The 14,029-nt window shown below is 64.8% G+C and carries 9 protein-coding genes; 7 read left to right on the forward strand and 2 right to left on the reverse strand.

All coding sequences use genetic code 11. The features are described from left to right. Positions 1–145 precede the first annotated feature (145 nt). From gltB to CSW57_RS21095, 5 genes are all read left to right on the forward strand, one after another. Positions 146–4,717, forward strand: a complete 4,572-nt coding sequence (gltB, locus tag CSW57_RS21075; RefSeq protein ID WP_099384384.1) for a glutamate synthase large subunit — start codon at positions 146–148, stop codon at positions 4,715–4,717. Beyond that, positions 4,710–6,215: a glutamate synthase subunit beta gene (locus tag CSW57_RS21080; RefSeq protein WP_099384385.1), complete on the forward strand. Its 1,506-nt coding sequence runs from the start codon at positions 4,710–4,712 to the stop codon at positions 6,213–6,215. The genes gltB and CSW57_RS21080 overlap by 8 nt, the downstream gene beginning before the upstream one ends. Positions 6,216–6,332: 117 nt before the next feature. Then, complete coding sequence (pyk, locus tag CSW57_RS21085; protein ID WP_099384386.1) at positions 6,333–7,751, forward strand: pyruvate kinase; 1,419 nt, start codon at positions 6,333–6,335, stop codon at positions 7,749–7,751. A 318-nt stretch (positions 7,752–8,069) separates the two neighbouring features. After that, entirely contained in the window at positions 8,070–8,951 is an 882-nt protein-coding gene (locus CSW57_RS21090) for an acyl-CoA thioesterase (protein ID WP_099384387.1), read from the forward strand. A gap of 30 nt (positions 8,952–8,981) precedes the next feature. Further along, positions 8,982–9,467, forward strand: coding sequence for a hypothetical protein (locus tag CSW57_RS21095; RefSeq protein ID WP_099384388.1), 486 nt, complete (start codon positions 8,982–8,984; stop codon positions 9,465–9,467). 9 nt (positions 9,468–9,476) lie between these two features. On the opposite strand, the gene CSW57_RS21100 is transcribed toward CSW57_RS21095, so the two are convergent. Together CSW57_RS21100 and CSW57_RS21105 are read right to left on the reverse strand one after the other, a co-directional pair. Next, positions 9,477–10,274, reverse strand: a complete 798-nt coding sequence (locus CSW57_RS21100; RefSeq protein WP_223249422.1) for a crotonase/enoyl-CoA hydratase family protein — start codon at positions 10,272–10,274, stop codon at positions 9,477–9,479. A gap of 184 nt (positions 10,275–10,458) precedes the next feature. Continuing rightward, on the reverse strand, positions 10,459–11,166 hold the full coding sequence (locus tag CSW57_RS21105) for a YoaK family protein (protein ID WP_099384390.1): 708 nt from the start codon (positions 11,164–11,166) through the stop codon (positions 10,459–10,461). Between the two features lie 242 nt (positions 11,167–11,408). Between CSW57_RS21105 and CSW57_RS21110 the strand changes: the two genes are divergently transcribed. After that, positions 11,409–13,244: an AMP-dependent synthetase/ligase gene (locus CSW57_RS21110; protein WP_099384684.1), complete on the forward strand. Its 1,836-nt coding sequence runs from the start codon at positions 11,409–11,411 to the stop codon at positions 13,242–13,244. A 37-nt stretch (positions 13,245–13,281) separates the two neighbouring features. Next, positions 13,282–13,935: an HAD family hydrolase gene (locus CSW57_RS21115; protein ID WP_223249379.1), complete on the forward strand. Its 654-nt coding sequence runs from the start codon at positions 13,282–13,284 to the stop codon at positions 13,933–13,935. The last annotated feature ends 94 nt before the right edge of the window (positions 13,936–14,029 follow it).

Here is a 14,029-nt window from a genome sequence, read left to right on the forward strand (position 1 = left end):
GGTCTCTCCTCCACATTTGCTGCTAACATCGGAACTTACGCCACTGTGAAGTTCGCAGCGTCGTGTTCACCCCACGGGCCAGAGACGTCCTGAGGATTGCTGGCTGGTTCCCTCGCGAGGCGGGGGCTAGGCGTGGAGGTCGGATTTGCTGTTCTCTCAGCTCCCCGAAGCCCAGGGTCTGTACGACCCGGACAACGAAGTCGATTCCTGCGGTGTGGCGATGGTCGCCGACATCCACGGACGGCGTTCTCATTCGATCGTCGCCGACGGCCTTCTCGCCCTCGAGAACCTCGATCACCGCGGTGCGGCCGGAGCTCAGACCAACAGCGGGGATGGCGCCGGCATCCTGATGCAGGTTCCCCACACCTTTTTGCGTGAGGTGGTCGACTTCGACCTTCCTCCGGCAAACCTCAATGGCGAGAACACTTTTGCCGCAGGAATCTGCTTTCTTCCTGCCGACCCGGACGCCCGACGACGTGCGATGACCCGGGTGGAGGACATCGCCGCCGAGGAGAACCTCAGGATCTTGGGGTGGCGCGACCTGCCCGTCGAGGTGGATGAAGCCGACATCGGTGAGACGGCGCGGGGCTGCATGCCGTTCATGAGCCAGTTGTTCGTCAGCGGACCACTGAACGACGACGGCATCGCACCGTCGGGGCTGGAGCTCGACCGGCTCGTGTACCCGCTGCGTAAACGCGCGGAGCGGGTCACACCGGACCTAGAGGCCGACGGCAGCGGATTGTATTTCGCGTCGCTGTCCAGTCGCACCATCGTCTACAAGGGCATGCTCACCACCAAGCAGTTGCCGCTCTACTACCCGGATCTGCGCGATGAGCGGGCCGAGAGCGCCATCGCGATCGTTCACTCGCGGTTCTCCACCAACACCTTCCCGTCGTGGCCTCTGGCGCACCCGTTCCGGTTCGTCGCCCACAACGGGGAGATCAACACCGTTCGGGGCAACCGGAATCGCATGCGGGCCCGCGAAGCGCTTCTGGACACCGACCTGATTCCCGGTGACCTCAAGCGGCTGTACCCGATCTGCACCCCGGATGCCTCGGACTCCGCGTCACTCGACGAGGTGTTGGAGCTGCTGCACCTCGGTGGTCGCAGTGTGCCGCACTGCGTGATGATGATGGTGCCCGAGGCCTGGGAGAACGTGCCCGACATGGATCCTCGGCGCCGCGCGTTCTGCCAGTTCCACGCCTCGATGATGGAGGCCTGGGACGGTCCGGCTTGCGTCACCTTCACCGACGGCACGATGGTCGGTGCTGTGCTCGACCGCAACGGACTGCGGCCCGGGCGCTGGTGGCAGACCCGCGACGGACGGGTGGTCCTCGCTTCCGAAGCGGGCGTACTCGACATACCCACCGACGACATCGTCGCCAAGGGCCGTCTCGAGCCGGGCAAGATGTTCCTGATCGACACCGCAGAGGGCCGGCGGATCGCCGATGAGGAGATCAAGGGTCAGCTGATCGGTGAACAGCCGTACGAGGAGTGGCTGCACGCCGGACTGCTCGAACTGGCGAGGCTCCCAGAGCGTCCTCGGTTCCTGCCGACCCACGAAAGCGTGGTCCGCAGACAGGTGTCGTTCGGGTACACCGAAGAGGACCTGCGGGTATTGATCACCCCGATGGCCGCCTCGGGGTACGAGGCGCTGGGCTCGATGGGCACCGACACCCCGATCGCCGTGCTCTCACAGCGTTCGCGTCTGCTCTACGACTACTTCGTGGAACTGTTCGCGCAGGTCACCAATCCGCCGCTGGACGCGATCCGCGAAGAAATCGTGACCTCCATGGCTCGGGTGATGGGTCCCGAGCAGAACCTGCTGCACCCGAGTGCGGCGTCGTGCCGGCAGATCTTGTTGCCCTGGCCCGTGTTGAACAACGATGAGCTGGCCAAGATCGTGCACATCAACGACGACGGGAATCATCGGGGCCTGGCTGCCAAGGTGCTGCGCGCGCACTATCCGGTCGCCGAAGGGGGACCGGGTCTGGAACGCGCGCTCGAAGAACTGCGCCGGCGAGCGAGTGAGGCGATCGCCAACGGCTATTCGACGCTGGTGATCAGTGACCGCGAGGCCGACCGGGACAACGCGCCGATCCCGTCGTTGCTCGCCACGTCTGCCGTGCATCACCATCTGATCCGCACAAAGGAACGTACGCGGGTCGGTCTCGTCGTCGAGACCGGTGATGCGCGCGAGGTGCATCACGTCGCGCTGCTCATCGGCTTCGGGGCTGCGGCAGTGAACCCGTATCTGGCTTTCGAGACCATCGAAGATCTTGTTCGTGAAGGCGAGCTGACCGGCGTCACCCCGTCGAAGGCGGTCCGCAATTACTTGCAGGGACTGGGCAAGGGTGTGCTCAAGGTGATGAGCAAGATGGGTATCTCGACCGTCGGAAGTTATACGGCCGCACAGTGTTTCGAAGCAGTAGGACTCTCCGGCGACCTGGTGAAGGAGTACTTCACCCGTACGGTGTCGCGGATCGGCGGGGTCGGTCTGGACGAACTGGCCGAAGAGGTCCGCATCCGTCACCACCGGGCCTACCCGCCCAACCCCACCGAGCAGGTCTACCGCCGGCTCGAGGTGGGTGGCGAATACCAGTACCGCCGCGAAGGCGAGCTACATCTGTTCAGCCCGGAGACGGTGTTCTTGTTGCAGCACGCCAGCAAGTCCGGCCGAACCGACGTCTATCGCAAATACACCGACGAGGTGAACCGGCTCTCCCGCGAGGGCGGCACACTTCGTGGGCTGTTCGAGTTCGACACCGAGGGTCGCGAACCGATCCCACTCGACGAGGTCGAATCGATCGAGTCGATCATGACGCGGTTCAACACCGGCGCGATGAGCTACGGGTCGATCTCCGCCGAGGCACACGAGACGATCGCCATCGCCATGAACAGCATCGGTGGACGGTCGAACTCGGGGGAGGGCGGCGAGGACACCGATCGGCTCTACGACCCCACCCGTCGTAGCGCGGTGAAGCAGGTCGCCTCGGGCCGCTTCGGTGTGACCAGCGACTACCTCGTCAACGCCACCGACATCCAGATCAAGATGGCGCAGGGTGCCAAGCCGGGTGAGGGCGGACAGCTGCCCGCATACAAGGTGTATCCGTGGATCGCCAAGACCAGGCATTCCACGCCGGGCGTCGCGCTCATCTCGCCGCCGCCGCACCACGACATCTATTCGATCGAAGATCTGGCCCAACTGATCCACGACCTCAAGAACGCCAATCCGCAGGCGCGCATCCACGTGAAGCTGGTCAGCGCGATGGGTGTGGGTACGGTCGCGACCGGTGTGTCCAAGGCCCACGCCGACGTGGTGCTCATCTCCGGCCACGACGGCGGGACGGGTGCGTCCCCGCTGACCTCGCTCAAACACGCGGGCACCCCGTGGGAGATCGGTCTTGCCGATGCCCAACAGACGTTGATGCTCAACGGTTTACGCGACCGGATCACCGTCCAGTGTGACGGGGCGCTGCGCACCGGCCGGGACGTCATGGTCGCGGCTCTGCTCGGTGCCGAGGAGTTCGGATTCTCCACCGCCCCGCTGATCGTGGCCGGCTGCATCATGATGCGGGTCTGCCATCTCGACACCTGCCCTGTGGGTGTGGCGACACAGAATCCCAAGTTGCGAGCCCGGTTCACCGGCAAGGCCGAGCACATCGTGAACTTCTTCAAGTTCGTCGCCGAGGATGTCCGCGAACATCTTGCGATGCTCGGATTCCGGACCCTCGATGAAGCGATCGGACGTTCCGATGCGCTCCACACCGCGCCGGGGGTGGCGCACTGGAAGTCGAAGGGTGTCGACCTGTCGCCGATCTTCCACACGGCCGACACCGACTCGCCGAGGCGGCGGACCCGCGAGCAGTACCACGCCCTCGACAAGGCGCTGGACCAGACGTTGATCCAGCTGGCAGAGGGGGCGCTCGAAGATGCGCACCCGGTGACCCTGGACCTGCCCGTTCGCAACGTCAATCGCACGGTCGGAACGCTGCTGGGGTCGGAGGTGACGCGACGGTACGGCGCAGATGGTCTGGCCGAGGACACCATCACGGTGTCGCTGACGGGCTCTGCCGGCCAATCGCTCGGGGCGTTCCTGCCGCCGGGTGTCACGTTGAAACTCACCGGCGACGCCAACGACTACGTCGGAAAAGGTCTGTGCGGCGGAAAGATCATCGTCCGGCCGCATCCCGACGCACTGTTCATCGCCGAAGACCAGGTCATCGCCGGCAACACCATCCTGTACGGGGCCACCAGCGGCGAAGTCTATCTGCGCGGCCGAGTCGGCGAACGGTTCTCAGTCCGCAACTCCGGTGCCACCGCGGTGGTCGAAGGCGTCGGCGACCACGCCTGTGAATACATGACGGGCGGGCGGGTTCTGATCCTCGGGCCCACCGGTCGCAACCTTGCGGCAGGGATGTCCGGTGGCATCGCCTACGTGTACCGACTCGATCCGGGCATGGTGAACCAGGCGATGGTGGCGCTGCAGAACCCGGACCCCGACGACCTGCTGTTCCTGCACGAACACATCAGCAGACACGTCGCGCTCACGGGGTCGGCGGTGGGGGCGTCGATGCTCGCCGACTGGCCTCGGCGAAGCCTCAAGTTCACCAAGGTGATGCCCACCGACTACCAGCGGGTGCTCGACGCCGCCCGGATGGCCGAAGCGGAAGGACGCGACGTGGAAGCTGCGATCATGGAGGCGGCTCGTGGCTGATCCGCGCGGATTTTTGGAGGTCGGCAAAACCGAGGCCCCGACCCGGCCGGTATACGAACGGGTCAACGATTGGCGTGAGGTCTACGTCGACAAAGACCCCGACAAAGAGAACCAGCACGTCTCCGAGCAGGCCCGCAGGTGTATGGACTGCGGAATCCCGTTCTGTCACTCCGGATCTGCGGGCTGCCCGCTGGGCAACCTGATCCCCGAGTGGAACGACCTGGTGCGCCGTGGCCGGTGGGATGCGGCCAGTGACCGTCTGCACGCCACCAACAATTTCCCCGAGTTCACCGGCAAGCTCTGCCCGGCGCCCTGCGAGGCGGCTTGCGTGCTGTCCATTTCGCACGCCACCACCGGCGGCAGCGTCACCATCAAGCGCATCGAGAAGACGATTGCCGAAGAAGCGTGGCGAGAGGGACTCGTCGTCCCGCAGACCTCGGCGACACTGTCCGGCAAATCGGTCGCAGTGGTCGGTTCGGGGCCCGCTGGTCTGGCGGCCGCGCAACAGCTCACCCGAGCGGGTCATGCGGTGACCGTCTACGAACGAGACGACCGTATCGGCGGTCTGCTCCGCTATGGCATCCCCGAGTACAAGATGCAGAAGTCGGACATCGATCGGCGAATCGCCCAGATGGCGGGGGAGGGCACCGAGTTCGTCACCAACTGCAACGTCGGAGACGACCTGACCGTCGCCGAGCTGCGCGATCGTCACGACGCCGTCGTTCTTGCTGTCGGCGCGCTGAAGGCCCGCGACAACCCCGAAGTACCCGGACGTGAACTGGGCGGTGTCCACCTCGCCATGGAGCATCTGGTGCCCGCCAATCGCGAATGTGAGGGCGACGGCGCATCACCGATCTCCGCGCACGGCAAACACGTGGTGATCATCGGCGGTGGCGACACCGGAGCCGACTGCCTCGGTACCGCCCACCGGCAGGGTGCTGCGTCGGTCACCCAGCTCGACTACAACCCCGAGTTGCCACCGGAACGGGACGAGAACCTCTCACCCTGGCCGACATGGCCGTTGATCTTGCGCGACTCCGCCGCGCACATCGAAGGTGGCGAACGCAAGTATCAGGTTGCGGTGCAACGTTTCCTTGGCGATGACAACGGCAACGTCACCGCGATGGTGCTGGCCGAGGTCACCGTCGAGCGCGACGGCAGTGGCAGGCGACACGTCGTGCCGGTGGGTGACGAGTTCGAAATGCCCTGCGAAATGGCGCTTTTCGCGATCGGGTTCGAGGGTGTCGAACGCACGACGCTGTTGACCGACCTCGAGTTGGAACCCAACGGCCGCGGCGCACTGTCCTGTGGCAGCGACTGGCAGACCGACACGCCCGGGGTCTTCGTCTGTGGCGATGCCCACCGCGGGGCCTCGCTGGTGGTGTGGGCGATCGCCGAGGGACGGGCGGCAGCGCGTGGTGTCGATGAGTTCCTGATGGGCGAATCGGATTTGCCCTCACCGGTTCATCCCGCGGCGCTTCCGCTCTCGGTTCGCTGACGACGCACTGCCGCAGAGCCACCGATATCGGACCAAAGGCGGAGTTCGACGTAATTTCACGTGACGTCTTGGGTGCTTACGTGGAGGAGATGGCCGGCGCGGACTAGGCTCGGCGGAGTGAATCGACGTACCAAAATCGTGTGCACCCTGGGTCCTGCAACTGCAACCGACGAGCGCGTGCGTGAGTTGGTAGAGAGTGGCATGGATGTGGCCCGGCTGAACTTCAGCCACGGCAAACACGAAGACCACCGAGAAATGTACGACCGCGTGCGCAAGGCCTCCGACACCACCGGACATGCGGTGGGCATCCTCGCCGACCTGCAGGGTCCGAAGATCCGGTTGGGGACGTTCGCCGACGGACCGGTGCAATGGCCCGCGGGCAAGCAGGTCCGCATCACCGTCGATGACTGCGAAGGCACCGCCGAACGCGTGTCGACCACCTACAAGCAGTTGGCTGTCGACGCCCGGCCAGGCGACCGACTGCTCGTCGACGACGGCAAGGTGGGGCTGACGGTCACCGACATCGACCAGAACGACGTCATCTGCACGGTCACCGAAGGCGGACCCGTCAGCAACAACAAAGGTGTCTCCCTCCCGGGGATGAACGTCTCGGTGCCGGCGATGTCCGACAAGGACGAAGCCGACCTCGAGTTCGCCCTGAAGCTCGGCGTCGACCTGATCGCCCTGTCGTTTGTGCGGTCGCCGGCCGACATCGAGCTGGTCCACACCATCATGGATCGCGTGGGCCGCCGGGTCCCCGTCATCGCGAAGCTCGAGAAGCCCGAGGCCATCGACAACCTCGAAGCCGTGATCCTGGCATTCGACGCAGTGATGGTCGCCCGCGGTGACCTCGGCGTCGAGCTGCCCCTCGAAGAGGTCCCCCTGGTGCAGAAGCGGGCCATCCAGATGGCCCGCGAGAACGCCAAGCCGGTGATTGTCGCCACCCAGATGCTCGAGTCGATGATCGAGAACTCACGGCCCACCCGCGCCGAGGCGTCAGACGTGGCCAACGCGGTACTCGACGGAGCAGACGCGGTCATGCTCTCCGGTGAGACCTCGGTCGGCAAGTACGTCATGGAAACCGTCCAAACCATGGCCCGCATCGTGAAGGCAGTGGAAAGCGGACCCCGCGACGTCCCGCCGCTCTCACACGTCCCGCGCACCAAACGCGGCATCATCTCCTACGCCGCCCGCGACATCGGCGAACGCCTCGACGCCAAAGCCCTCGTCGCGTTCACCCAGTCCGGCGACACGGTCCGGAGGCTCGCGCGCCTGCACACCCGACTGCCGCTGCTCGCGTTCACCCCGCTGCCCGAGGTACGCAGCCAGCTCGCAATGAGTTGGGGCACAGAGACATTCATCGTCCCGCGCGTCGAATCCACCGACGCCATGATCCGCCAGGTGGACCAAGCACTCCTGGAAATCGGGCGCCTCAAGGTCGGTGACCAGGTGGTCATCGTCGCCGGAGCCCCTCCCGGCACCGTCGGCACCACCAACCTGATCCATGTCCACAGGATCGGCGAGGACGATCACTGAGTTATCTGCTCGCTCCGCTCGCTTTGTCGGTGTGGCCGTCATCGCGCGTTCTTCCCTCCTCTTCACATCGCTGGCGCTCGTTCATCGTCAGTCCAGAACGCGCGTGGCCACACCTCCCGGGTCGCATCGGTCGCTTGCGCTCCCTCGCGAGGCTTGAGTGAACGAGCGAAGCGAGTGATTGTCGCGGGTGGCCCCGCGTGCTCTGGACAGAGGAGCGAGGGAGCGCAGCGACCGAGTCGACGAAGGAAGAGCGCGTGACCCCGGGCCACCCCGCCCGCGAGCGGAGCGAGCCAAATCAGCACAGCTAGCATTCGTCCTGTGACTGATGCCCCCGGCTCGACGTCCGACCTGAACAAATTGCTGGCGCTCTTCGATCTGGAGGAACGCGAGACCGACGTCTTCATCGGCGTCCACCCCGCAGAGGTGGGGCCGCGCACGTTCGGCGGTCAACTGCTCGGGCAAGGTGTGGTGGCTGCCGGGCGCAGTGTTCCGCGGCCCACCCCCGTGCATGCGTTGCATGCGCACTTCATCCGTGGCGGGGATGTGACCAAACCGCTGGAGTACCACGTCACCCGTCTGCGAGACGGAAAGCCGTTCGCCAATCGTTTGGTCACCGCATTGCAGGGCGGCGAGGAAATCCTGTCCATGCTGGTCGCCTTCCAGGACAACAAGGCCGGCCTGGAGCATTCGGTCCAGATCCCCGAGGTGCCATACCCCGAGGACCTGCCCACCCTCGGCGAACACTTCAAGGGGTTCGAAGATCGCATCGCCATGTTCGTGAATGCGTTGCATCCCATCGACATTCGCTTCGCCAATGACCCCACGTGGAAAGTGCGGGAGTCCGGCGACACCCTGGAACACAACCGGGTGTGGATGCGTACCGACGGCCAGATGCCCGACGACCCGCTTCTGCACATCGCCGCGCTCTGCTACGCCTCGGACACCACAGTGCTCGATTCGATCCTGACGACACACGGGTTGTCTTGGGGCATCGACCGGTTGTTCGCCGCCACCGTCAATCATTCGATGTGGTTCCACCGCGAGTTCCGATTTGATGACTGGTTGCTGTACGCGAGTGAATCGCCGGTCGCGGCCGGCTCGCGTGGGCTGGCTTCGGGACGGTTCTTCACCCGCGAGGGATTGCTGGCAACGACCGTGGTCCAGGAAGCGCTCATCAAGTACTTCCCGCCACGCGGCTGACCTGGCGGGCCGATGAGGCAGACTTGAATCATGTATCCCGCCCAGCAAACGCCGCAGTACTGGCTGGCGCCCGGACCTGATCTGCCGCCCCGCACATGGCAACGGCGCACGCGGACACCGATCATCATCGTCAGTGCCGTCGTCGGTGTTGTGCTCGCCGTCATCGCGCTCGGTGCCATGGCCTGGGGTGTGCAGGGCCGCGACTTCACCGCCGAAGGCGAGGTTGTCCTCACCGGCGGTCAGTATGCCGTGTCCTCCTCTGACATCTGCGGTGGCACAAGCGAATTCGAAGACCTCAAGGTCGGTGCTCGAGTCCGCATCCTCGACGAAGAGCTCACCATTCTGGAAGAGGGCACACTCGGCGCACCTGAACTCACCGACAACCGATGCCGCCTCGGATTCGCGGTCTCCGGGGTACCGGAGGGCCGCGGCCGCTACGTCGTCGAGATCGGGACAACCGTCCGGCACGAGGCGAGCGAAGGCGTACTCGAACGCGGCATCACGTTCGAGTTCTGAGCGGAAGGCTCAGAGCTCGCGGTCCACGAACTCCGGGGTTGTTCGCTTCATGCCGGCTTTCCGGGCAATGGCGTGGTTCTTGCCGCGAAGCAGCCGCAGTTGCAGCACCTGCTCCACCGGGAACGAGAATCGGGGAGAGCGCGACCAGGTCTTCTCGAGCAACGACTTTGTAGACGCCACCGAATCGGGGGAGCGGGACGCGATCTTCTCGATCAAGGCCATTGCCTCGGCCATCGGATGCTCGGCGACGCCGGTGACGAGGCCGATCTCCTTGGCGTAGTCCGCGGAGAACATCTCGCCGGTCATGGTCAGTCGCTTGGCGATGTCGATGGTGGTGAGTTGAGCCAACGCGGCCGATGCCGACATGTCGGGGATCAATCCCCACTTCGCTTCCAAGACGGAGAAGTCGGCGTCAGGCGTGGCGAACCGGAAGTCGGCTCCCATCGCAATCTGCAGCCCGCCGCCGTAGCAATGGCCATGCACCACCGCGATGACGGGAACGGGAACCCGTCGCCATTCCCAGGCCGGGTCCTGAAAACCGTTGGAGCCCTTCAAAATGTTCGGGACGAAAGTCCGGTAGATGCTCTTCTCTTTGCCCTGGAGGCTGGCGAAATCGAGTCCGGCACTGAAGGATTTGCCCGCGCCACTGATGATGACGGCGCGCAGGGTGCGGTCCTTGGCCGCTTGCCGGGCTGCTCTGGTGAGTCCGGCGAGCAACGGCAGGGTGAGCCCATTGTGCTTGTCGGGCCGGTTGAGCTGCACATGCGCGATGGGACCGAAGGGTGTCTTCTCCACCCGGTAGGTCACCGAATCGTCAGCCGCGGGGCGGGTCTCAGGGTCCGCGGCAATGGCCAGAGATGCGGGACGTGAGGTGGCATCGGTCGAGGACATTCGGATCTCCTTCGGTGCGTATTCGCTTCGAGGGTACGCCCGAGGCCCTGACCCGATGGACCGGCATCAACCCCTCCAGAGCTGCCGGCGGTGGGCGGGCTCACACTGCGGCGGCGCCGTGACCTGCGTCCTCGTCGGGTTCCGAGCTCGTATCGCGCTCGTCGAGAATGAAGAAGGCGAGGGTGACGGCAAGAAAGCCGGCGGGCAGCCAGGCGGCGTGCACACCCATCCACTCCGTCGCGAAGGCGCCGACCGCAGCGCCCAGGAAGAACGAGCCGATGACTTTGGAGTAGATGGCAAGCGCGCGTTTGGACGTCTCGGATCCGGTGGTGAGGACGCCGTACGCGGACTCGACGGTGCGCATCAAATTACCGGTGGTTGCGACCACCATGTAGTTGAGATCGCCGATCGAGCGGAACAGCTCGATCTGCATCGCGGCCATGAAAGAGATCGGCACCGTGACGTACATGTGGGGGACCGTCTCGGGAACGAATCCGATGGCGGCCAACGACAGGGCCTGGATGCCCATCGTCCATCGGATCGGATGGGTCACCACCGAGTCGAGGCGTCCGGTCTTGATGTGGGTGGAGAGGGTGACACCCAGCAGGAACGCGACGATCGGCCAGATCCGCGCCACAGCGTCGGCGTAGTGCTGTTCGGACAGGTTGATGAAGAAGAAGATGACGTTCCCCGTCTGCACATTGGCGAACACGCCGCCGCGAACAAGGAATGTGTACGAGTCCAGGAAGCCACTGGCGCAAGTGACGAGCAAAGCGAACCGCAGCGTTGTCGTCGTGGTCGTCGGCATTGTTCTCCCGCCCGGAATCTTTTGTCCGAGGTGATGTTACGGCCGAGGCCCGCTCTCCGGGTGCCAAGCGGCGCGGGCAAGTGGGTTGGGGGTGCTGCGTCGTGGTCGCCACATTGCACGTGGCTGTCGGCTGTCCGATTTGTCGGGTCATCGGCGAATCGCCTTCGGGAGCGGCGCGGCAGCGCTAGATTCTGATCACAGCCGTGTTCATGATGCGTCGCGACCAACCGCCGGGAGAACAGATGAGCGAGAACGCCACCGACGTCGTCTTTCACCACGCTTCGGGAGTCGCCGTGCACACCACGGCCGAAGCGTTTCAGCAGACCGCCAAGATGCACCCCGATCGTGTCGCGCTGCGCACTCCGGGCGGGATCCAGGAGATCACCTGGCGTGAGTACGCGCGTCGTGTGGAGGCGATCGCACGAGGCCTCGTGCGTCTCGGCGTCACGCGTGGCGACACCGTCGGCCTGATGTTGACCAATCGCCCCGAATTCCACCTGGTCGACACCGCGATCGTTCACCTGGGAGCAATCCCGTTCTCGGTGTACAACACCAGCGCACCCGAGCAGCTCGAGTACCTGTTCACCGACGCTGCGAACAAGATCGTGATCACGGAGCAGGTGTTCATGCCCGCCATCAAACAATCCGGCGTGGCGCTCGAGCACATCATCAGCGTCGACGGTCCGGCCGACGGGGTCATCGAACTCAAAGACGTGGAGGCTCAGGGCGACGAGGAGTTCGATTTCGAAGCGTCCTGGCGGGCAGTCAAGCCCGATGACCTGGTCACGTTGATCTACACCTCGGGAACCACGGGACCCCCGAAGGGCGTGGAGATCACGCACAGCAACGTGATCGCCGCGGCGGAGTCGGTGGCCGACGAACTGCAGTTCGGATTCGACGACCGGATCATCTCCTACCTGCCGTCCGCACACATCGCCGATCGGGTGTCATCTCACGGTGCCAGCCAGATGCGTGGAATCCAGATCACGTCGGTGGCCGATCCGCGAGAGTTCGCTTCGGCGCTGCCCGATGTACGGCCGACCGTCTTCTTCGGGGTTCCCCGTGTGTGGCAGAAGGTGAAGGCCGGCATCGAAGGCAAGCTGGCCGAGGAGACGAGCCCGGTGAAAAAGAAGCTTGCGGGATGGGCGCTCGACGTGGGCCGGCGTGCAGCCAAGGCCGACTTGGCGGGCACGCCGAGGGGCAGGGCCCTCGCTGCTCAGCACCGCGTGGCAGACACCCTCGTGCTGTCGAAAGTCCGTGCGGCGCTGGGACTGGACGAACTGAAGGTGGCCATCTCGGGTGCGGCGTCCATTCCGGCCGAGGTGATCGAGTTCTTTGTCGGGATCGGCATCCCCGTCATCGAGGTGTGGGGTCTGTCCGAGACGACCGGAGCTGCGACGAAGACGACCACGGACAATCTGAAGGTCGGCACGGTCGGCAAACCCGTGGACGGTGTGGAGATCAAACTGGCCGACGACGGCGAAGTGCTGGTCCGGGCTCCGATGGTCATGCGCGGTTATCGCAACAAGCCGGAGAAGACGGCAGAGGCGATCGATGCCGATGGGTGGTTCGCCACCGGCGATGTGGGCAAGATCGACGATGAGGGAAACCTGACAATCGTCGACCGCAAGAAGGAACTCATCATCAACGAGTCCGGCAAGAACATGGCGCCGAGCACGATCGAGAACGCGGTGAAGGCGTCCTCGTCGCTGATCAGCCAGGTGGTCGCGATCGGCGACAACAAGCCGTACATCAGCGCCTTGGTGGTCCTTGATCCCGACGTCGCGACCATGCGTGCAAAAGCTTTGGGCGTCCCCGAGGCGCAGATCGCGGATCTTGCCGAGAACCCCGAGATCATCGAAGAGATCACGCTGGCAGTGAAGGCAGGCAACTCGAAGTTGTCGCGGGTGGAGCAGGTCAAACGGTTCGCGCTCGTGCCATCTGCCTGGGATCCGGGCGGCGACGAACTGACTCCGACGATGAAATTGCGGCGCAAGCCGATCGCAGGCAAGTATGCCGACACGATCGTCGATCTCTTCTCGAACCCGCCGGGTGCAGGAGTCATCGACCTCGGGTGACTGCGCGCGGACTCATCGCGCAGGCGATGATGGTGCAGTGACTGCAGCAGTGATCTTCGACATGGACGGTGTGCTCATCGATTCCGAGCCCATCTGGGAACAGGTGCGCCGGGATGTGGTGGCCGAACACGGCGGTCGGTGGCTCGACGAGGCGCAGACCGCACTGATGGGCATGAGCACTCCGGAGTGGGCGAGTTACCTGAGTGAGGACCTCGGTGTGGGCAAGCCACCGAATGAGGTGGCGCAGATCGTGATCGACAAGATGGTCGAGCGGTATGAGGACCATCTCCCCGTGTTAGCGGGCGCCGATGACGCAGTGCGACGGTGTGCCGGGCGGTGGCCATTGGGGCTGGCCAGTTCCTCGCCCAGGCAACTCATCGATGCTGTCCTGCGGACGGCGGGATGGACCGACCTTTTTGCGGTGACCGTGTCGACCGAGGAGCTCAGCCGAGGTAAACCCGCGCCCGACGTCTACCTCTCGGCGGTGCGGGCGTTGGGGTTCGAGCCCGCAGAGTGTGTTGCGGTGGAGGATTCGTCGAACGGTATGCGATCCGCGACCGCCGCCGGACTGGTGCTCATCGCTGCACCCCGGCCGGAATACCCGCCGGCCCAGGACGCCATCGCAGGCGCAGCTGTTGTGCTCGACGATCTCGACGGGCTCACCGAGGATCGCGTCGCCTCACTGGCTTGAAGACGCCACGGGCGCCTCGACTGCACTGACCACTCTGTGGTGTGGTTGATACGCACGATTGGGTACCCGTCTGAGGTTCGACTCCTCCACTTGA

The organism is Williamsia muralis, assembly GCF_002735905.1.
Classification (GTDB): Bacteria; Actinomycetota; Actinomycetes; order Mycobacteriales; family Mycobacteriaceae; genus Williamsia; species Williamsia muralis_A.